Genomic DNA, 17,962 nt, shown 5'->3' with positions numbered 1-17,962 from the left:
CCGGCGCGCTCGTTCAGGGGATCAGGACGGCGCAGGAGGGCCTCGAGGCCACCAGCGCACGATCGAACGTCGCGAGGGCGGCACCGCGAGCGGCGGCGAGCGAGGCGAGGTACGCGTCGGTGACCTGGCGGTGCCCGATCACGCCGGCGAGGTCGGCGTCGAGGTACGAGACGGAGTCCTCCCAGAACTCGACGCGAGGATGCCGGTGGAGGGCCGCGAGGACCGCGACGCAGGTGTCGGCCGACTCGCCCAGGCGCACGAGGAAGCGCACCAGCGCACCCTCGACGATCGGGCAGACGGCGATCGGCCCGGCTTCGGCAGCCCATCGGGTCATGCGCTCGTGGAACTCATGCTCCTCGACCACGAGCGCGATGAGCGCGTTCGCGTCGAGCAGGGTGGGGCTCACTCGTCGTCCAGCGCGTCCGCGACGTCGGCTGAGGTGACCCGCCTGCCGATGCTGAGGACCGGGAAGCCGCCCGCCGAGTCGGCGTGGATCGAGACCGGTTCGCCGATCGAAGCGAGTCCTCGGGTGGTGAGCTCTGCGATGACGGATGACAGCGATTGGTGGCGTCGCCTCGCGAGTTCGGTCGCTCGGCGGTGCACCGCTGGAGGAAGGTCGACGGTGGTACGCATGTCTGCATCATAACTGCATCCAACATGATGCAACTGGATCCCGACTCATGCGCACCCGACGCACGCGAAGGGCCCGCCACCGTGAGGTGACGGGCCGTTCGCGATCGACTCCGTCGATCAGTCGCGCACGTCCGCGACGCGACGACGCAGGGCCGTGATCGCCAGCACGCCGGCGCCCAGCAGCACGACGAGGGCGCCGATGCCGAGGCCGATGCCCTCGAAGCCGGTGTCGGCGAGGCCGGCGGCCGAACCCGTGCCGGCCGAGGCGGCCGTGCTGGAGGCGCCGGCGGTGGGCGTTGCATCCGCTGCGGTCACGGTGATCGGCACACGCAGTTCGCCGTTCTCACCGAAGAACGCGACGATCTCGTGGTCACCGGTAGGGATCGAGGCCGGCACGACCGCGTCGAACGCGATCGAGCCGTCTTCACCGGCGACGGCGGTGCCCAGCACGACCGGGTCGGAGTGCAGCTCGAGCGTGATCGACGTGCCGGCGGCGAAGTTGGCGCCCGCGATCTTCAGCGCGGACCCGACCTTCACCTGCGTCGTGTCCACCGAGAGCGAAGGGGCGGCGGCGGGCTCTTCGGTCTCGCCCTCGCCGTCGCCCTCGCCGAGCGACGAGTCGATGACGATCGAGCTGCTGATCGTGCGGTTGTTCCCGGCCAGGTCGGTCGTGCCGATCTTGAGCGTGTAGGTGCCGTCGGCGAGTCCCGTCGGCAGGTTCCACGATCCCGTCCAGCCCACGGCGCCCGCGGTCGACTGCTTGCCGAGCGACTTCAGGAGCTTGCCGTCGCGGTAGACGTTGACGACGACGTCGGTGAGCTTGCCCGCGTCGGCTGCACGCACATCGAGCTTCACGCCGGCGCTCGCTGCGAACGACGCGCCGTTCGCGGGGCTCACGAGCTCGAGCGTCGGGCGCGTGTTGTCGATCGTGAACGGCACGACGCGGTTCGCCGAGAGGCCCGACGTGTCGACGGCGTTGATCTTGAGCTGGTAGGCGCCGTCGGGGTAGGCGCCGAGGTCGACGACGAGCTTCGGGTGCAGGCCGTGGTTCGTGGAACCGGCCGACTTCGTGTTGTCGGTGAGCCACTTGCCGCCGCGGTTCAGCTCGATGTACGTGTAGCTGATGTCGTCGTCGGCGAGGTCGACCGTGAAGGTGGCCTTGCCGCCGACCACTGCGCCGTCGGCGAGCACGTTCGTGATGACGGGAGCGACGCGGGCCGCGTCGAACGTGTAGCGCTGGTCGCCCGCGAGCACCGCACGCACGACGCCCTCGCCCTTGACGCCCGAGCCGAGGCTGAAGCCGACGCTCACGATCTTCGCGCCGGGCGCCGCCGCGGCCCATTGCGCGAGCGTGCCGAACCACTCCGAGCCGTTGCCGCCGTTCTCGGCGCCCGACGGGTCGAGGGCCTTGAAGGCCGCGCTCGAGCCGCCGGTCAGCCACCAGTTCTGGCCGTAGACCGACTCGCCGACGAGGATGCCGTCGCCCGTGCCGTTGCCGTCGATGTCGACGACGAACTGGGCGCCCGGGACGCCGCCGCCGGCAGCCGTGTAGTCGAGTCCGCCCGACAGGGTGCTCGCGAGCGGCAGGTCGACCTTCAGGTAGCCGGCGACCTTGTCACTCGAAGCGGTGCCCTCGGTCCAGATGTGCAGGCCTTCGGCGGTGCGCTCGTAGTGGCCGGTCGCGCGGGTCTCGCGGAAGTCCCACTGGTCGAGGGGTGCGGCCTGGGCGGGAACGGCGACGGCGGCGCCGGCGAGCGCGAGGATCGCGACTCCGCCGGCCGCGATCGTCTTCTTGGGGGACATGCTTCTCCTTGTCGGAGGGCTGCTCGTCGCAGGGGGTACGACCGTCCGCATCGACGGTTCGTACTCCGAGCGACCGCGCGCGGGCGCGCGGTCGAGCCGGCCTTCGGGTGGCCTCGGCATGGGGCATGCCGAATTCGGGTTCGCCTGCCGCGGGGGGTGCATGGGGTGGTGCGGGTCGACAGGTCGATGCAAACGTAACAAGCCGATGCGGCGGCGGAATGCGGATTCCCACCCCCAGTTCGGGGGCGGCCTTCGAGGGTCCGTTCAGGCCGATACGGGATGATGTCGGGCGTGATCCTCTCTCCGCAGCATCCGCTCGCCGCCGGTCTCACGTCGGAATCGCGCCTCGTCCGCGCCTACCGGGGCGAACGCTCCGACACGACCCCGGTCTGGTTCATGCGCCAGGCGGGCCGGTCGCTGCCCGAGTACCGCGACCTGCGCGTCGGCACGCGCATGCTCGACGCCTGCCTCGACCCGGCGATGGCGTCCGAGATCACCCTGCAGCCGGTTCGCAGGCACCGCGTCGACGCGGGCATCTTCTTCAGCGACATCGTCGTGCCGCTCAAGCTGGTCGGCGTCGACGTCGAGATCCAACCGGGCCGCGGTCCGGTCTTCGGGCGCGCGTACGCGGATGCCTCGGCCATCGCCGAGCTCACCGCGATCGACCCTGCGTCGCTCGATGCCGCCGCGACGCCGATCACCGAGGCCGTGCAGCGCACGGTCGCCGAGCTGGCGACGATCGCCCCGGCCGGGCGCACCGAGGGCGCGACGCCGCTCATCGGCTTCGCGGGTGCGCCGTTCACGCTCGCGGCCTACCTCGCCGAGGGCGGCCCCTCGAAGGACCACCTCGCCGCCCGCACGCTGATGCACGCCGACCCGGGCGCGTGGAGCGCCCTCATGCACTGGACCGCCGAGCTCACGGGCCGGTTCCTGCGCACCCAGGTGCTCGCGGGCGCCTCGGCCGCGCAGCTCTTCGACTCGTGGGCGGGCGCGCTGTCGCTCGCCGACTACGAGCGACACGTCGCGCCGGCATCGGCGCGTGCGCTCAGCTTCGTGCGCGACCTGGCGTACGAGCGCACGGATGACCCGGCCGCGACCCGCTCCGTGCCCGTCGTGCACTTCGGCGTCGGCACCGGCGAGCTGCTCGGCGCGATGCGGGGCGTCGGCGCCGATGCGGTCGGCGTCGACTACCGCGTGCCGCTCGACGTGGCGGCGCAGCGCGTCGGCGACGGGGTGCCGCTCCAGGGCAACCTCGACCCGGCCCTGCTCGCGGCGCCGCAGCCCGTGCTCGACGAGGCCGTGCGCGACGTCCTGCGCCGCGGCCGGTCGGCGCCCGGGCACGTGTTCAACCTCGGACACGGCGTGCCGCCGGCGACCGACCCGGCCGCGTTGACGCGCGTCGTCGAGCTCGTGCACGAGGCGGGCGCGTGAGCAGCGGGGCATCCGGCACCGCCGGCGACACGACCGGCACCCCCGGCGACGCGACCAGTACCCCCGGCGACGCGACCGAGCGCCGCTCCGCCGACGTCGTCGTGATCGGCGGCGGCGTAGCGGGCCTCGTCGCCGCGCTCGAGTGCGCACGGATCGGCCTCTCGGTGGTCGTGCTCGAACGTCGCGCGACGCCCGGCGGCTGCGTCGGCCGGATCGAGCTCGGCGGACTCGTGCTCGATTCGGGAGCCGAGTCGTTCGCGACCCGCGGCGGCGCGGTCGCCGCCCTGCTCGCCGAGCTCGGCCTCGACGGCGACGTCGTGAGCCCGAACCCGGCGGGTGCCTGGCTCGCGATGCCGGGTGACGGCGGTAGCGGAGGCGCCGACCGCGGCGTGCGGGCCGCGCCGCTGCCGAAGACCGGGATGCTCGGCATCCCCGCCAACCCGCTCGGAGAGGACGTCCGCGCGATCATCGGCTGGGGTGGGGCGATCCGTGCCTACCTCGATCGCCTGCGACCCATCCTGAAGATCGGGCGAGCGCACAGCCTCGGCGAGCTCGTGCGCTCGCGCATGGGGCAGCAGGTGCTCGACCGGCTCGTCACGCCGATCTCCTCGGGCGTGTACTCCGCCGACCCCATGGACCTCGACCTCGACGTCGTCGCGCCCGGGCTCAACGAGGCGATGACCCGCGCCGGCTCCCTCTCGGGGGGTGTCGGCGAGCTCGTCGAGACCCGCCGAGCGGGCAGCGCGGTGCTGGGCATCCGTGGCGGCATGCACCGGCTCGTCGACGCGCTCATCGCCGAGCTCGCGCGCTTCGGGGCGACGATCGTCACCTCGGCCGACGTCGCGGCCCTCGAGCCGCTCCCGTCGACCGACGACGCAACGGATGCCTCGGCCGAGGCCGCACCGGCGTGGCGGGCCACGGCGCGGATCGCGAGCGACGCTGAAGCCGAGGCTGCCGACATCGACCTCGTCGTCGACGCGCGCTTCGCGATCGTCGCGACGCCGGCCGCGGCATCCCGGCCCCTGCTCGCCTCGGCGGTCGACGGCTGGGCGGATGTCTCGGCCTGGCCCGACGCGGCATCCGTCGAACTGGTGACCCTCGTGCTCGACGCGCCGGCCCTCGCAGCCGCGCCGCGCGGAACCGGCGTGCTCGTGGCCGCCGATACACCCGGGGTCGCGGCGAAGGCGCTCACGCACTCGAGCGCGAAGTGGGAGTGGGTCGCCGAGGCGACCGCACCGCACCAGGTCGTGCGCCTCTCGTACGGCCGCGCCGGAGCCGCGAACCCGCTCGACGGGCTCGACGACGGCCGCGTCGCCGACCTCGCACTCGCCGACGCCGCCGCCCTGACCGGCGTGCCGCTCGACCGCTCGATGCTCGTCGCGGCCGGGCGCACCGCGTGGCGCGACGCGCTTTCGCACGCCGCACTCGGGCAGCGCGACCGCGTGCGTGCGGTGGAGGCCGCGATCGAGGCGGTTCCGGGTCTCGAGGCCACGGGCGCGTGGCTCGCGGGCACCGGACTCGCGTCGGTGGTGCCGCACGCCCGCGAGGCGGCCGCCCGCATCCGCCACCAGGCCGTGCCGGTCGGAGGCGGCGCCGGCTGAGCGACGGTTCAACCCCCGCTCGCGGCGACCCCGACGCATATCCGCAACGGCATATTGCGAGCGCAACCCCCTTGCGAGCCTGCGACCGGGGTCTACGCTGGAAACACGTCGCTTCGCCACGGGCGGCCGGAATGGGGTGGACATGAAGGGCAAGATCCTCTTCGTCGTCGGACTCGGCGTCGGGTACGTGCTCGGCACGCGCGCGGGCCGCGAACGCTACGAGCAGATCAAGCGGGGCGCCGAGCGCCTCTGGAACCAGCCCGCCGTGCAGCAGGGCGTCGAAACGGTCACCGACTTCGCCAAGACGCGGGTCGGCGACGTCGGCGAGGTCGTGCTCGACAAGGCCAAGGAGCTCATCGGCAGCGCGACTCGCGGCTCGGGCGCGACGAAGAGCGACGTCTCCAAGGCCGCCGCCTCGGCCAGACAGGGCGTCTCCAAGAGCGCGAAGGCGGCGAAGTCGGCGGTCGATGCCGCGGCCGACGCCCTCGACGACGTGATCGAGGAGACCGCCGACACCGCGAGCCGCGCTGCGAAGCCCGCGCCCAAGCGCGCGGCCCCCGCCAGCAAGCCGGCGACCGGCTCCTAGGCCGGCCGAGGAGACGAAACCATGCCGCTTCCGACGAACGACGAACGCTCGCTGTTCACGCTCATCGGCGAACTGCCCGACCGGGTGCAGGCGCTGGTGCGCGCCGAGATCGACCAGATCAAGGCCGAACTCAGCTACAAGGCCAAGCACTTCGGCATCGGGGCCGGCCTCCTCGCCGGTGCCGCGTTCGTGGCGCTGTTCCTCCTGGGCACCCTCATCACGACCGCCATCCTCGCGCTCGCGCTGGTCATGCCGGCGTGGGCGGCGGCGCTCACGGTCTCGGGCATCCTGATCCTGATCATCGCGCTGCTGGTCTTCATCGCCGTGCGGAACTTCAAGCGCGGCAGCGAACCGCTCGAATCGATCGAGAGCCTGCGCAAGGACATCGACGCCCTGAAGGGAGCGGGCGACTATGACCGCTATTGATCGCACCACTCCCAGCGCGGCGGCTCAGGTCGTGTCGAGCTCGAAGCGCGAGCAGAAGGCTCGCGACCGCAATCTCACGCGCGTGCAGGCCCGGGCCAACGTCGAGATGGCGCGAGCCGACTTCGTCGACGTGCTGAACGGGCTCGAAGACAAGCTCAACGTGCCGAAGCAGGTCTCTCGCGCGTCGGCGCGCACCAAGGCGAAGCTGCGCCGGTTCGCCGAGGAGCAGCCCGGCGCCGCGGTCGCCGCGACGGTCGGCGTCGCGCTCGCGGTCGGCGGCGTCGTGTGGCTCGTCGTGCGCAACGTCACGAAGTCCTGAGCGACGGTTCGGCGCAGCGGCGCTCGGCCGTCACGCGCTTCCTCGTCGCCATACCTGGCAGCCGGCTGCTCGGAGAATGCCCTGCGACTCGCAGCGACTCAGGAAGAATCCGCGCCGGCGCGGCGCGTCGGCCGACCCACCCGGCGTGTCGCCGAGAACTTCCTGAACTACGGACGGCGGGCCCCCGGCCCGGGCCGCGGGCGAAGGGCGTCCCGAGCTGACGCGGTAGCGCGCGTACTCAGGCGCCGAGCGCCGCGTACCAGATCAGCAGCATCGTCACGACGAAGCCGCACGCGTAGTTGATCCAGAGGAACTTCCGCCAGCCCGCGTTCGCGCGCCCCGAGTCGACGTCGGAGATCCGGCGGAACGGCCAGGCCGCGACGACGTAGGGCACGGCCAGGGCCGCGGCGAGCGGGCCGGGCCACGCGGTCGTGAGCATCAGTGCGCCGGCGACGGTCCACATCGCGATCGCGAACCGCACGGTGCGGCGGGCGCCGAGCACCGTCGCGATCGACGCGATGCCGCCCTCGCGGTCGGGCACCACGTCTTGGACGGCGCCGAACGCGTGGCTCGCGATGCCCCAGGCGAAGAACGCGACGAGCAGGGCGACCAGTTGCGGCGTGACGGATGCCCCGGCCAGCGCGAGCCCGTACACCGCGGGCGACACGAAGTGCACGCTCGAGGTGACCGAGTCGAGGAACGGCACCTCCTTGAACCGCAGCCCGGGCACGGAGTACGCCGCGACGGCGAACAGGCTCACCGCGAGAACCACCCAGGATGCCGGCCCACCCGCGAGCACGAGCCAGACCACGAAGGGCACGCATGCGACGACCGCGGCGATCAGCGTCGCGCGATGCCTCGCCGGGCCGAGCAGCGCACCCTCTGCGCCGCCCTTGCGCGGGTTGCGCGCGTCGGAGGCGTAGTCGAACACGTCGTTGATGCCGTACATGGCGAGGTTGTAGGGCACGAGGAAGAATAGGGTCCCGATCACCAGCGTCGCGTCGACCTCGCGAGTGGTGAGCAGGTACGCGGCGGCGAACGGGAACGCCGTGTTGATCCAGCTGACCGGACGAGAGGCGATCAGGAGGTCCCGCAGCAACCCGCCACGGGCGCGGTCGCGGGGGCGCGTCGCCGAGCCGGTCACGCGTCACCGCCGCTCGCTGCGTCGGAAGCCGCCGGCGTGGTCGCGCGGGCGGCGACCGACTCGCCGCGGCGCAGCCGCCTGCTGCGCTCGCCGTCGCCGTCACCGCCGAGGGCGTTCCACACCGCGGAGCACACGAGCAGGGCTGCGACGGGATAGGCGAAGTCCTCGAGGGGCGCGAGCCAGATCCGAAGGCCCGAGATGAGCCCATCGGCGTAGTCGAACAGGCCCGTGGCGATCATCACCGAGTCGAACACCGCGGTGAGCACGACGAGCACCACCCCGGCGCCGACGAGCGCGACGACATGACCGCGCGGCGCCGATCGGCGGAACGCCACGGCGACGATCACGGCGATCGCGAGGAAGATCGCGCACAGCGCCGGGTAGCTCATCACCGCGCTGCCTCCGTCCGCCGAGCCGTGCGCCCCCGAGCCGCCCGCCCCGGAGCCGCGCGTGCCCCAGCCCCGCGCCCCCGGGCAGAGCGCAGCCGCAGCGCGCCCGTGTACGCGACCATCGCGAGGTAGCAGAGGAACGCCAGGAAGACGATCTCCTCGACCGGCAGATGCGGTGCGAGCATGAGGCCCGTCGAGATCGCGTTGGGGGTGTGCAGGAAGATACCCGACGCGATGCCCGCGACATCCCACACCAGCAGGAAGACGACGCCCGCGACGAGCGCGACCGTCGCGCGCACCGGTGCCGCCCAGAAGTACAGGCGGAATCGCCGGTCGATGAGCGCCATGCAGCCGATCGAGACGAGCAGGGAGGCGAGGTACACGAAGCTCACGCGGACACCGCCTCGGCGGACTGCGGTTCGCCCATCGGCCCGGTCGAACGGTCGCCCCGCAGCGCCTTGGCGACGAGCTCGGCACTGATCAGGCACATCGGCAGGCCGATGCCGGGGATGGTCGTCGCGCCCGCGAAGTAGAGCCCGTCGACCTCACGGGACGAGGTGCGCCCGCGCAGGAACGCGCTCTGGCGCAGCGTGTGCGCGGGGCCCAGCGCGCCGCCGCGCCACGCGTGAAACCAGGACTCGAAGTCGGCAGGGCCGATCGTGCGGCGGACGACGATGCGGTCGGCGAGGTCGGGGATGCCCGCCCACGTCGAGAGCTGCCCGATCGCCGCGTCGGCGACCCGTTCGACGAGGACGTCGCCGTCTCCGTCGACGCCGCCGGCGCCGATCGACGTGTCGGCGGGCACGGGCACGAGCAGGAACAGGTTCTCGCACCCGGGCGGCGCGACCGAGGGATCGGTGGCGCTCGGCATGCACGCGTACAGCGAGGCGGGGTCGGGGATCGCGGGCTTCGCGCCGAAGATCCGCCGGAAGTTCTCGTCCCAGTCGCTCGTGAAGAGCAGGTTGTGGTGCGTGAGTTCTGGCAGGCGTCCGCGCACCCCCAGCAGCACGAGCACGGCGCCGGGGCCGGGATTGCGCCGGTCCCACGCCGCCTCGGAGCGGCCGCGCAGCCGAGGCGGCAGCAGATCCTGCTCGGTGTGATGCAGGTCGGCCGCCGAGACCACGACATCAGCCCGCAGGTCGTGTTCGGACCCCTGCGCCGACCGGTACCGCACGCCCGTCGCTCGCCGCCCCTCGGTCGTGATCGCGGTGACCTCCGCGCCGGTCACGATCTCGACGCCGGCCCGCCGCGCGAGCTGCGCGACGCGCTCGATGAGCACGCCGAAGCCGCCCATGGGGTACGAGACCGCGTCGGCGAGGTCGAATCGGCTCATCAGGTGGTACATGCTCGGCGCCGCGTTCGGCGAGCTGCCGAGGAACACGGCGGGGTAGCCGAGGATCTGGCGCAGCCGCCGGTCGCGGAACGACCGGGCGACGAAGCGGTCGAGCGGCTCGCCGAGCAGCCGGGCGAGGCGGCCCAGCCGGCGCAGCACGGGCGCGACGAGCAATGATCGCGGCGACGCGAAGTCGGTGTACAGGAAGTGCGACATCGCCAGCCGGTACGTCTCGTCGGCGGAGTCGAGGTGGCGCTCGAGCGCCGCACCCGCCCCCGGCTCCAGCGATTCGAAGAGGGCGACGGATGCCTCGCGTTCCGACCGCACGTCGACGGAGGCCTCCTCGCCCTCGAAGAACACCCGGTAGGCGGGCTCCAGCCGCACGAGGTCGAGCTCCTGCGCGGCCGAGCTGCCCATGAGCCGGAAGAAGTGGTCGAACACCTCGGGCATCAGGTACCACGACGGGCCGGTGTCGAAGCGGAAGCCCGCGTGCTCCCACCGGCCGGCGCGCCCGCCGAGCTCGTCGCGCGCCTCGAGCAGCGTCACCCGGTGTCCGTCTCGGGCGGCGAGCCCGGCCGCGGCGAGACCCGCGATGCCGCCGCCGATCACGACGAGGCGACGGCCGCTCCGATCGGTCGTCATACGGCGGCTCCGTGGCGGGCGACCGGCGCGGGCCGGCGCGGCCGGGCGGTCGACGCCCCGGCGACCGCCCGGGCGAGCAACAGCAGCTTGCGGCCGGTCGGCACGCTGACGCGCGTGCGCAGCAGTTCGTCGGCGGGGGTCCGCCGCAGTCGGAGGGCGAGTTCGCCGAAGAGGGCGTGCGCGGCGGCGACCGCGCGCCGGCAGCCGAGCGGCAGCTCGGGGATGACGGCACCGGCGATGGCCAGGTCGGCGTCGATGTCATCGAGGATCCGGTCGCGCGAGGCATCCGTGAAGTGCGCCGGATCGACGCCGGGGAAGTAGCTGCGCCCGCGCTCGCCGAAGTCCTCCGCGAGGTCGCGCAGGAAGTTCACCTTCTGGAACGCCGCGCCGAGGTGGCGGGCGCCTCGCTGCCAGCGGGCGTCGCGGTCGGCGTCGGGCTCGAGCCCGAGCGAGAAGGCGCGCAGGCACATGAGGCCGACCACCTCGGCCGAGCCGTGCACGTACTCGGCGAACGCCGCCTCGTCGAGGTCGACCGGCTCGAGGTCGCGGCGCATCGACGCGAAGAACGGTCGCGTGAGCTCGGGGCCGATGCCCGTCGCGCGCGCCGTGCGCGCGAAGGCGTGCACCACGAGGTTCGGGCTGTAGCCGCGGCGCATCGCGCGCTCGGTCTCGGCCTCGAGCGCGTCGAGTTCCGCGCGGCGTTCGCCGGCGTCGAGGCCGGCTTCCTCAGCCGGGCCGTCGACGAGTTCGTCGGCGACGCGGACGAGGGCGTAGATGTCGGCCACGTGCTCGCGCACGGCGGGGGAGCAGAGCCGGCTCGCGAGTCCGAACGATGTCGAGTACGCGGAGATCACGCGCTGCGAGCCGCGGTGCGCGACGTCGTCGTAGAGCGCGAGCCCGGTCGCCGCGGTCATCGGTCGCGCTCCCCGCAGGCGCGGGCGGTCGCGGCGAGCTCGTCGGCCAGCCCGGCCGGCAGGCCCGACGCGCTCGCCAGCTCGACGGCGGCCCGGCAGCGCGCGGCGATGAGGCGCTCGACCCGCTCGAGCGCCCCGCTCGCGACGATGACCGAGCGGATCGCCGCGGCCCGCGCCTCGTCGAGATCGGCGCGCCCGAAGTCGCCGGCGACGACCGACCACGAGGCATCCGTGCTCGCGTGCGCGACGAGCAGCGTCTGCTTGCCCTCGCGCAGGTCGCCGATCGCCGTCTTGCCCGTGAGGGCCTCCTCGCCGAAGACGCCGAGCACGTCGTCGCGCAACTGGAACGCGACGCCGAGGTCGCGGCCGATGTCGCCGAGCCGGCCGACCGCGACGCCGCCCGCGCCCGCGAGCAGGGCGCCCGCCTGCAGCGGCGCGCTGAACGAGTACGAGGCCGTCTTGTGCTCGACCATCGCGAGGATCTCGCCGGCGGCCGGCGTGCCCTCGAGCGCGAATCGCACGTCGGCGTGCTCGCCCGCCGCGGCGAGGAACACGCACTCGTCGACGAGGTCGAGCAGGGCGGCGCGCCGCGCCTCGGGCACGTCGAGGCCGGCCACGAGGCGGTGCGCGGCGCTGATCAGCAGGTCGCCGGCGAGGATCGCGGATGCTTCGCCGAAGTCGCGTGCGGATCGCGCGTTCGCGCCGCCCGCGCGGGCGATGGCCGCGAACCGGCCCGTCACGTTCGGTCGCCCGCGGCGCACCTCGTCGTGGTCGATGACGTCGTCGTGCATCAGGAACGCGGTGTGCAGGAGCTCGAAGGCCGCCGCGGCCGCGACGGCCGCGTGGTCGGGGTCGGGGCCGCTCGTGCCCGCGTACGCGCGATGCGCCGCGAGCAGGAGCCGCGGGCGGATGCGCTTGCCGCCCGATGCGGCGTCGCGCGCGGCCGACCACAGCTGCCGGTACGACGGGCCGTGGGTGCCCGCCCGCCCGACCTGCTCGTCGAAGAAGCGCGCGAGGAAGCCCTCGACCGCGGCGAGGTCGTCGGGAGCGCCGGTCGCGAGGGCGACCGGTGCGGTGATCGTGGCCTGGCTCATGACGCGATCGCCGGTCGGATGCTGCGCAGGTCGCCGGATGCCTCGGTGCGGCGCCCGCGGGCCAGTTCGCCCGAGCCGCCGAGGAAGGGCAGCAGCTGGGCCTGGAGCACGAGCCACGGGCTGAACGCCCACGGCGCGTGCCGGATGCCCTCGGCCAGCGCCTCCGGGTCGACCCACTCGTATTCGGCGACCTCGCCGGGATGCGGCACCGGCGTCGAGGCCGTGCGGGCCGTGTAGACGGGGCACAGCTCGTTCTCGACCACGCCTGAGGCGTCGACGGCTCGGTAGTGGAAGAAGGGCAGCACCGGCTCGATGTCGGTGAGCTCGAGGCCGAGCTCGAACTCGCCGCGGCGGCGGATCGCGTGGGGGAGGGTCTCCGCCGGCGCGGGATGGCCGCAGAACGAGTTCGACCAGACGCCCGGCCAGGCCTGCTTCACGAGCGCGCGCCGGGTGACCAGTAGGCGCCCGGCGTCGTCGAAGACGTGGCAGGAGAAGGCGAGGTGCCTGGCGGTGTCGGCACCGTGCACGCTCGCCTTGGGAGCCGTGCCGATCGGTCGGTCTTCGGAGTCGAGGAGGACGACCTCCTCGACGGATTCCGGTGCGATCATCGCCTCTCCCTTCGAGTGAATCACTTCTGGTGAAAAGCTATCCTAGTAAGAAATACACCTCAAGGGCTACGATCGAACCTATGGTGGATCGGGCTGGGCGGCACGGGGTTGACGACTCGACGCGAGCCGTACCCGTCGAGGACCGCATGCACGATCCGCGCGTGATCGACCGCGACGGCGACCTCGTCCCGCGCGAGGGCATGACCGATGAGGAGATCGACCAGGTCGTCCGGGTCATGGAGTCGCTCCGCCGGTGGCACGACGCCGCGGCTCGCATGAGCGAGGCATCCGAGCGGTACATGAAGCTCAACCGCACCGACATGCGGGCCATCCGGTTCCTCATCGCCGCGCACAACCAGGCGCTCACCGTCACCCCCGGCGCGCTCAGCGAGTACCTGCGCATCTCGAGCGCCGCGACCACGAAGATGCTCGACCGGCTCGAGCGCGGCGGGCACATCGTGCGCTCCCCGCATCCCTCCGATCGCCGCGCGCTCGCCATCACCGTCACCGACCACACGCGCCACGACGCGCGAGAGACCGTCGGCCGCCAGCACGCGCGCCGGTTCGCGGTCGCGGCCGCGCTCACTCCCGACGAGCGCGAGGTCGTCGCGCGCTTCCTCGACGCCCTGGCCGCGACCGGCGAGCTCGACGGCGACCTCGTCGACTGAGATCGCGCGCTACTCGACCGGCGAGGTCGCGCGCTCCCACGGCTCGACGCCGCCGACGACCGGCACGAACAGCGGATGCGGGTCGGGCTCGCCGACCTCGGCCCACGCGGCGGCCGTCTCGGGACTCCGGGCCGCGAGCTTGGCCGCGAGGTGGCGCCACTCGAGCGCGAGCTGGCCGGTCGTGACCGGGATCGGCGCGACGCCCGCCCCCGTCTCGCGAATGCGCGTGCGATCGAACCGATATCCGCGATCGGATGCCTCGTCGGCGACCCCGACGAGGTACGCGGCCACCGCCGCGAGCGGGTCCGGCGCCGCTCGGAAGCGGTCGAGCTGCGGATGCCGCGTGTACCCGCGCGTCGTGCCGGCGAGCACGGCCTGCGCGAGCAGCGCCTCGCGCCAGCAGGCCGTGAGCCCCTGCCGGTCGAGGTAGCGCGGATGCAGCGACCAGATCCTCACGACGTCGAGCATAGGCATGCTCGCGAAGCCGCCCGGATCGCAACCCTTTTTGCCGATCCGACCGAAAGGAGGAGACTGGAGGCATGTCTTCCCCCGCTGCCGAGGCGGCAGCCGACGCGTTCCGTTCCGAATCCGAACCCGAGCAGTCGCACGAGGGCTTCACGCTCTTCGCCGTGCTCCGCCGCGACCCCGCGCGACCCGACGACCTCGACGGGCACGACGTCCCGCGCTTCGTGCGGGAACTCGACGACCTCATCTCGCTCGTCGAGAACGAGGGCGTCGTGCTGCGCGGCCTCTACGACGTCTCGGGCCTGCGCGCCGACGCCGACGTCATGATCTGGCTGCACGGCGACACGGCCGAGGGCCTGCAGTGGGCGCTGCGCGAACTGCGCCGGGCACGCCTGCTGAAGTCGCTCCTGCCGACCTGGAACGCCATGGGCGTGCACCGCGACGCCGAGTTCAACAAGGCGCACGTGCCCGGATTCCTGCGCGGCGTCGAGCCGAAGGGCTGGCTCACGGTCTACCCGTTCAACCGGTCGTACGACTGGTACCTGCTCGACCCGGCCGAGCGCAGCCGCATGCTCGCCGAGCACGGCCGCAAGGGCGCCGCCTTCCGCGGGGTCATCGCGAACACGGTCGCGGCGTTCGCCCTCGGCGACTACGAGTGGCTGCTGCCGCTCGAGGCCGACGAGCTCACCGACCTGGTCGACCTCATGCGCGACCTCAGGGCCACCGACGCGCGGCTCCACGTGCGCGAGGAGATCCCCTTCTACACCGGCCGGCGCATCTCGACGGCCGAGCTCGTGGAGGTGCTGCAGTAATGGTCGCCGCGAACCTCGGCTCCACCGGTTCCGACACCCCCGAACGCGCGGCGGCCGCGCGGGGCCGCAAGCCGGCGCCCGCGGCATCCGCCCCCTGTGCACCCGGCGCGATCGTGCCCGGCGCGACGCCGGCGGCCCAGTCGGGCGCCGAGCACGTGGTCGAGCCCGTCGCGTACGACGCGATCCTGCTCGCGGGCTTCGGCGGTCCAGAGGGCCAAGACGACGTCATCCCGTTCCTGCGCAACGTCACGAGCGGTCGCGGCATCCCCGACGAGCGGCTCGAGGAGGTCGCCCACCACTACCGCCACTTCGGCGGCACGAGCCCGATCAACGCGCAGAACCGCGCGCTGAAGGCGGCCCTCGAGGCCGAGCTGGCCGGCCGCGGCATCGACCTGCCGGTGCTCTGGGGCAACCGCAACTGGGATCCGTACCTCAATGACGCGCTCGCCGAGGCGAAGCAGCGCGGCTTCACGAAGCTCATCGCGATCGCCACGAGCGCCTACTCGTCGTACTCGAGCTGCCGGCAGTACCGCGAGGACTTCGCCGACGCCCTGGCCGACACCGGAACGGGCGAGGGCGACGGCGCCATCCAGATCGACAAGGTCCGGCAGTTCTTCGACCACCCGGGGTTCGTCCAGCCGTTCATCGAGGGCGTGCGCGACGGCATCGCGCAGCTCGAGGCATCCGTGCCCGGCCTCGATCGCACGACCGAGGTCGAGGTGCTGTTCGCCACCCACTCGATCCCGTCGACCGACGCCGCGAAGTCGGGCCCCGCCGAGCGGGGCTTCGGCGAGGGCGGCGCCTATGCGGCGCAGCACCGTGCCGTCGCCGAGGTCGTCATGCGCGATGCCGGGGCATCCGACGTTCCCTGGCAGCTCGTGTACCAGTCGCGCAGCGGCCCCCCGTCGATGCCGTGGCTGGAGCCCGACATCAACGACGCGATCGAGGAGCTCCCCGCGGCCGGCCGCAAGGCCGTGGTCATCGTGCCGCTCGGCTTCGTGAGCGACCACATGGAGGTGCTCTGGGACCTCGACAACGAGGCGCTCGAGACCGCCGGCGAGCACGGTCTCGCGGCCGTGCGCGTGCCGACGCCGGGCACCCACCCGGCGTACGTGGCGGGCCTCGTCGACCTCGTGCTCGAGCGCGTGCAGGGCACGCCGACCGCAGATCGGCCCGCGATGACCGACCTCGGTCCCTGGTACGACGTGTGCCGTCCGGGTTGCTGCGAGAACGTGCGCCTCGGGTTCCGCCCGGCGCTCGCGGGGATCGCGCCGTGAGCGGCGTCATCCGGGTCGGCACGCGGGGCAGCGCGCTCGCGGTCGCGCAGACCTCGTGGATCTCCGAGCGGATCGCGAAGGCCGCGGGCGGCGCCGAGATCGAACTCGTCCAGGTGACCACGCACGGCGACACCTCGCGCGCCTCGCTGAGCGAGATCGGCGGCGAGGGCGTGTTCGCCGCGGCGCTGCGCGAATCCCTGCTGGCCGGCGACTGCGACCTCGTCGTCCACTCCTTGAAAGACCTGCCGACGTCCGAGCACGACGGGCTGCGGCTCGGGGCGGTGCCCAAGCGCGCCGACGCGCGCGACGCCCTGTGCGCCCGCGACGGCCTCACCCTCGACGAGCTGCCAGAGGGCGCCCGGGTCGGCACCGGCTCGCCCCGCCGCATCGCGCAGCTGAAGGCAGCGCGCCCCGACCTCGAGGTCGTCGACATCCGCGGCAACGTCGACACCCGCCTCGGCCGGGTGCTCGGTGCCGATGCGGACCTCGACGCCGTGCTGCTGGCCGCCGCCGGCCTCGGCCGGCTCGGCCGCTCCGAGGCCGTGACCGAACTGCTCGAGCTCGACGTCTGGCCGACCGCGCCCGGCCAGGGCGCGCTGGCGATCGAGGTGCGTCGCGAGCGCGGCGACCGGCTGCTCGAGCAGGCGCTCGAGTCGGTCGACCACCGCTCGACGCGTGCGTCGGTCCTCGCCGAGCGGCTCGTGCTCGCCGGTCTCGAGGCGGGGTGCGCTGCGCCGGTCGCGGCCACCTCGTTCCTCGAGGACGAACTTCTGTTCCTGACGGCGACCGTGTACAGTGCCGACGGAACGCGGCGGCTGACCAGCTCGCACGCCGCCACCCCCGAAAGCCGCTCCGCCGCCGACCTGGCGGACGCGGCGAGCGACGTCGCAGCCCGCGTCGTCGCAGAACTCCTCGGCAACGGCGCCGCTGAACTCGCACCACCCGAGGAGACGCGGTGACCGACTACGAACCCATGACGGGCGCGATCCGGCTGCCCTCCGCCGGTGAGGGCAAGGCGCTGCAGGGCTGGCGTGTGCTCGTGCCGCGCGGCGGCCCCTGGGGCGACGGCGTCGCCGCGGCGCTGCGCGCCCGCGGGGCGTCCCCGGTCATCGCGCCGATGATCAACTTCGCGCCGACCGACGACCAGCCCGCCCTCGAGGCGGCGCTGCGCCGGCTGGCCGAGGGCGCGTTCGACTGGGTGACGATCACGAGCGCGACCACGGTCGACGTGCTCTCGTCCTACGACGCGGTGATCCCGCCGACCACGAAGGTCGCGGCCGTCGGGGAGACGACCGCCGCCGCCCTCGTGGCCGCCGGGTACCGCGCCGACATCGTGCCGAGCGAGGAGAACTCCGCCAGGGGCCTGCTCGAGGAGTGGGAGGCCGCGACCGAGGGCCAGAAGGGCCTGCGCGTGCTCGCCCTGCGCTCGGCCATCGCGAAGCAGGTGCTTTCGGTCGGACTCGCCCGCATCGGCCACCACGTCGAGGCCGTCGTCGCCTACCGCACGGTCGGCGTGCCGGTCGCGCAGAAGGTCGTCGACGACGTGCGCGCGGGCAAGGTGCACGCGGTGCTCGTCACCTCGGGCAGCGTGGCTGAGCAGGTGCAGCAGCAGCTCGGCCCGATCCCCGAGACGACGCTGGTCGCCGCCATCGGCCCGCAGACGCAGTTGGATGCCGCGAAGCTCGGCCTGCGCGTCGACGTCGTCGCCGAGGAACGCAGCGCCGAGTCGCTCATCGACGCCGTCGTGAACGCGGCGCTCGCGAGCGCCTGACGGAGCCCGGGCGTGCCCGCGCGGCATCCGTTCAGCCGGGCGGACG

General features: G+C 73.3%; 21 protein-coding genes. 10 read left to right on the top strand and 11 right to left on the bottom strand.

The window, feature by feature from the left end:
- Positions 1 to 13 precede the first annotated feature (13 nt).
- The 3 genes from GE115_RS08115 to GE115_RS08105 all read right to left on the bottom strand — a co-directional run bounded on the left by GE115_RS08115 (position 14) and on the right by GE115_RS08105 (position 2,436).
- Positions 14 to 406 carry a TA system VapC family ribonuclease toxin gene (locus GE115_RS08115; protein WP_216648790.1) on the bottom strand — a complete coding sequence of 131 codons (393 nt, stop codon included), beginning with the start codon at positions 404 to 406 and terminating at the stop codon, positions 14 to 16.
- Positions 403 to 633 carry a hypothetical protein gene (locus GE115_RS08110; protein ID WP_153684249.1) on the bottom strand — a complete coding sequence of 77 codons (231 nt, stop codon included), beginning with the start codon at positions 631 to 633 and terminating at the stop codon, positions 403 to 405. The genes GE115_RS08115 and GE115_RS08110 overlap by 4 nt, the downstream gene beginning before the upstream one ends.
- Positions 634 to 750: 117 nt before the next feature.
- On the bottom strand, positions 751 to 2,436 hold the full coding sequence (locus GE115_RS08105; protein WP_153684248.1) for an Ig-like domain-containing protein: 1,686 nt from the start codon (positions 2,434 to 2,436) through the stop codon (positions 751 to 753).
- 282 nt (positions 2,437 to 2,718) lie between these two features.
- Here GE115_RS08105 and hemE point away from each other — a divergent pair, with 282 nt between their 5' ends.
- The 5 genes from hemE (at position 2,719) to GE115_RS08080 (ending at position 6,799) form a co-directional block, all read left to right on the top strand.
- A complete protein-coding gene (gene hemE / locus GE115_RS08100) occupies positions 2,719 to 3,867 on the top strand; it encodes a uroporphyrinogen decarboxylase (RefSeq protein WP_153684247.1) in 1,149 nt (382 codons plus the stop codon).
- On the top strand, positions 3,864 to 5,468 hold the full coding sequence (locus GE115_RS08095; protein WP_312855013.1) for a protoporphyrinogen/coproporphyrinogen oxidase: 1,605 nt from the start codon (positions 3,864 to 3,866) through the stop codon (positions 5,466 to 5,468). The genes hemE and GE115_RS08095 overlap by 4 nt, the downstream gene beginning before the upstream one ends.
- 142 nt (positions 5,469 to 5,610) lie before the next feature.
- On the top strand, positions 5,611 to 6,054 hold the full coding sequence (locus GE115_RS18540; RefSeq protein WP_216648789.1) for a YtxH domain-containing protein: 444 nt from the start codon (positions 5,611 to 5,613) through the stop codon (positions 6,052 to 6,054).
- A gap of 21 nt (positions 6,055 to 6,075) precedes the next feature.
- Entirely contained in the window at positions 6,076 to 6,480 is a 405-nt protein-coding gene (locus tag GE115_RS08085) for a phage holin family protein (protein WP_153684246.1), read from the top strand.
- Positions 6,467 to 6,799 (top strand): hypothetical protein, encoded by a 333-nt coding sequence (locus GE115_RS08080; protein WP_153684245.1) that lies wholly within the window; start codon positions 6,467 to 6,469, stop codon positions 6,797 to 6,799. Before GE115_RS08085 ends, GE115_RS08080 begins: the two co-directional genes overlap by 14 nt.
- 238 nt (positions 6,800 to 7,037) lie before the next feature.
- Here the strand turns inward: GE115_RS08080 and GE115_RS08075 are convergent, their stop codons facing one another.
- The 7 genes from GE115_RS08075 to idi are packed head-to-tail and all read right to left on the bottom strand — an operon-like array spanning position 7,038 to position 12,923.
- Complete coding sequence (locus tag GE115_RS08075; protein WP_312855012.1) at positions 7,038 to 7,943, bottom strand: prenyltransferase; 906 nt, start codon at positions 7,941 to 7,943, stop codon at positions 7,038 to 7,040.
- A complete protein-coding gene (locus GE115_RS08070; protein WP_153684244.1) occupies positions 7,940 to 8,332 on the bottom strand; it encodes a lycopene cyclase domain-containing protein in 393 nt (130 codons plus the stop codon). Before GE115_RS08070 ends, GE115_RS08075 begins: the two co-directional genes overlap by 4 nt.
- The gene (locus tag GE115_RS08065; RefSeq protein WP_312855011.1) at positions 8,332 to 8,724 is read right to left on the bottom strand and encodes a lycopene cyclase domain-containing protein; all 393 of its coding nucleotides are present in this window, start codon (positions 8,722 to 8,724) and stop codon (positions 8,332 to 8,334) included. The genes GE115_RS08070 and GE115_RS08065 overlap by 1 nt, the downstream gene beginning before the upstream one ends.
- A complete protein-coding gene (crtI, locus tag GE115_RS08060) occupies positions 8,721 to 10,307 on the bottom strand; it encodes a phytoene desaturase family protein (RefSeq protein ID WP_153684243.1) in 1,587 nt (528 codons plus the stop codon). The genes GE115_RS08065 and crtI overlap by 4 nt, the downstream gene beginning before the upstream one ends.
- Positions 10,304 to 11,221, bottom strand: coding sequence for a phytoene/squalene synthase family protein (locus tag GE115_RS08055; RefSeq protein ID WP_153684242.1), 918 nt, complete (start codon positions 11,219 to 11,221; stop codon positions 10,304 to 10,306). The genes crtI and GE115_RS08055 overlap by 4 nt, the downstream gene beginning before the upstream one ends.
- Positions 11,218 to 12,315 (bottom strand): polyprenyl synthetase family protein, encoded by a 1,098-nt coding sequence (locus GE115_RS08050; RefSeq protein ID WP_153684241.1) that lies wholly within the window; start codon positions 12,313 to 12,315, stop codon positions 11,218 to 11,220. Before GE115_RS08050 ends, GE115_RS08055 begins: the two co-directional genes overlap by 4 nt.
- On the bottom strand, positions 12,312 to 12,923 hold the full coding sequence (gene idi, locus GE115_RS08045; protein WP_153684240.1) for an isopentenyl-diphosphate Delta-isomerase: 612 nt from the start codon (positions 12,921 to 12,923) through the stop codon (positions 12,312 to 12,314). Before idi ends, GE115_RS08050 begins: the two co-directional genes overlap by 4 nt.
- A 161-nt stretch (positions 12,924 to 13,084) precedes the next feature.
- Between idi and GE115_RS08040 the strand changes: the two genes are divergently transcribed.
- Complete coding sequence (locus tag GE115_RS08040; RefSeq protein WP_312855010.1) at positions 13,085 to 13,591, top strand: MarR family winged helix-turn-helix transcriptional regulator; 507 nt, start codon at positions 13,085 to 13,087, stop codon at positions 13,589 to 13,591.
- A 9-nt stretch (positions 13,592 to 13,600) separates the two neighbouring features.
- On the opposite strand, the gene GE115_RS08035 is transcribed toward GE115_RS08040, so the two are convergent.
- The gene (locus GE115_RS08035; protein WP_312855009.1) at positions 13,601 to 14,047 is read right to left on the bottom strand and encodes a pyrimidine dimer DNA glycosylase/endonuclease V; all 447 of its coding nucleotides are present in this window, start codon (positions 14,045 to 14,047) and stop codon (positions 13,601 to 13,603) included.
- A gap of 83 nt (positions 14,048 to 14,130) precedes the next feature.
- Here GE115_RS08035 and hemQ point away from each other — a divergent pair, with 83 nt between their 5' ends.
- The 4 genes from hemQ to GE115_RS08015 are packed head-to-tail and all read left to right on the top strand — an operon-like array spanning position 14,131 to position 17,916.
- The gene (gene hemQ / locus GE115_RS08030) at positions 14,131 to 14,868 is read left to right on the top strand and encodes a hydrogen peroxide-dependent heme synthase (protein ID WP_153684237.1); all 738 of its coding nucleotides are present in this window, start codon (positions 14,131 to 14,133) and stop codon (positions 14,866 to 14,868) included.
- Positions 14,868 to 16,145, top strand: coding sequence for a ferrochelatase (locus GE115_RS08025; protein ID WP_153684236.1), 1,278 nt, complete (start codon positions 14,868 to 14,870; stop codon positions 16,143 to 16,145). Before hemQ ends, GE115_RS08025 begins: the two co-directional genes overlap by 1 nt.
- Entirely contained in the window at positions 16,142 to 17,104 is a 963-nt protein-coding gene (hemC, locus tag GE115_RS08020; RefSeq protein ID WP_312855008.1) for a hydroxymethylbilane synthase, read from the top strand. The genes GE115_RS08025 and hemC overlap by 4 nt, the downstream gene beginning before the upstream one ends.
- 14 nt (positions 17,105 to 17,118) lie before the next feature.
- Positions 17,119 to 17,916, top strand: a complete 798-nt coding sequence (locus GE115_RS08015; RefSeq protein WP_153684386.1) for a uroporphyrinogen-III synthase — start codon at positions 17,119 to 17,121, stop codon at positions 17,914 to 17,916.
- Positions 17,917 to 17,962: the final 46 nt, after the last annotated feature.

Origin of the sequence: Agromyces agglutinans (assembly GCF_009647605.1) — a bacterium.
In the GTDB taxonomy this organism is placed as follows: domain Bacteria; phylum Actinomycetota; class Actinomycetes; order Actinomycetales; family Microbacteriaceae; genus Agromyces; species Agromyces agglutinans.
Note: the sequence above shows the minus strand (reverse complement) of the source record. Positions and strands in the feature narration are given on the sequence as shown.

What these genes read in the sequence shown, in the direction of transcription:
- hemE (WP_153684247.1), top strand. Translation starts at nt 2,719, where the DNA reads ATGTCGGGCGTGATCCTCTCTCCGCAGCATCCGCTCGCCGCCGGTCTC.
- GE115_RS08050 (WP_153684241.1), bottom strand. Translation starts at nt 12,315, where the DNA reads ATGAGCCAGGCCACGATCACCGCACCGGTCGCCCTCGCGACCGGCGCT.
- GE115_RS08080 (WP_153684245.1), top strand. Translation starts at nt 6,467, where the DNA reads ATGACCGCTATTGATCGCACCACTCCCAGCGCGGCGGCTCAGGTCGTG.
- GE115_RS08070 (WP_153684244.1), bottom strand. Translation starts at nt 8,332, where the DNA reads ATGAGCTACCCGGCGCTGTGCGCGATCTTCCTCGCGATCGCCGTGATC.
- GE115_RS08025 (WP_153684236.1), top strand. Translation starts at nt 14,868, where the DNA reads ATGGTCGCCGCGAACCTCGGCTCCACCGGTTCCGACACCCCCGAACGC.
- GE115_RS18540 (WP_216648789.1), top strand. Translation starts at nt 5,611, where the DNA reads ATGAAGGGCAAGATCCTCTTCGTCGTCGGACTCGGCGTCGGGTACGTG.
- idi (WP_153684240.1), bottom strand. Translation starts at nt 12,923, where the DNA reads ATGATCGCACCGGAATCCGTCGAGGAGGTCGTCCTCCTCGACTCCGAA.
- GE115_RS08105 (WP_153684248.1), bottom strand. Translation starts at nt 2,436, where the DNA reads ATGTCCCCCAAGAAGACGATCGCGGCCGGCGGAGTCGCGATCCTCGCG.
- GE115_RS08110 (WP_153684249.1), bottom strand. Translation starts at nt 633, where the DNA reads ATGCGTACCACCGTCGACCTTCCTCCAGCGGTGCACCGCCGAGCGACC.
- GE115_RS08085 (WP_153684246.1), top strand. Translation starts at nt 6,076, where the DNA reads ATGCCGCTTCCGACGAACGACGAACGCTCGCTGTTCACGCTCATCGGC.
- GE115_RS08015 (WP_153684386.1), top strand. Translation starts at nt 17,119, where the DNA reads ATGACGGGCGCGATCCGGCTGCCCTCCGCCGGTGAGGGCAAGGCGCTG.
- crtI (WP_153684243.1), bottom strand. Translation starts at nt 10,307, where the DNA reads ATGACGACCGATCGGAGCGGCCGTCGCCTCGTCGTGATCGGCGGCGGC.
- GE115_RS08055 (WP_153684242.1), bottom strand. Translation starts at nt 11,221, where the DNA reads ATGACCGCGGCGACCGGGCTCGCGCTCTACGACGACGTCGCGCACCGC.
- hemQ (WP_153684237.1), top strand. Translation starts at nt 14,131, where the DNA reads ATGTCTTCCCCCGCTGCCGAGGCGGCAGCCGACGCGTTCCGTTCCGAA.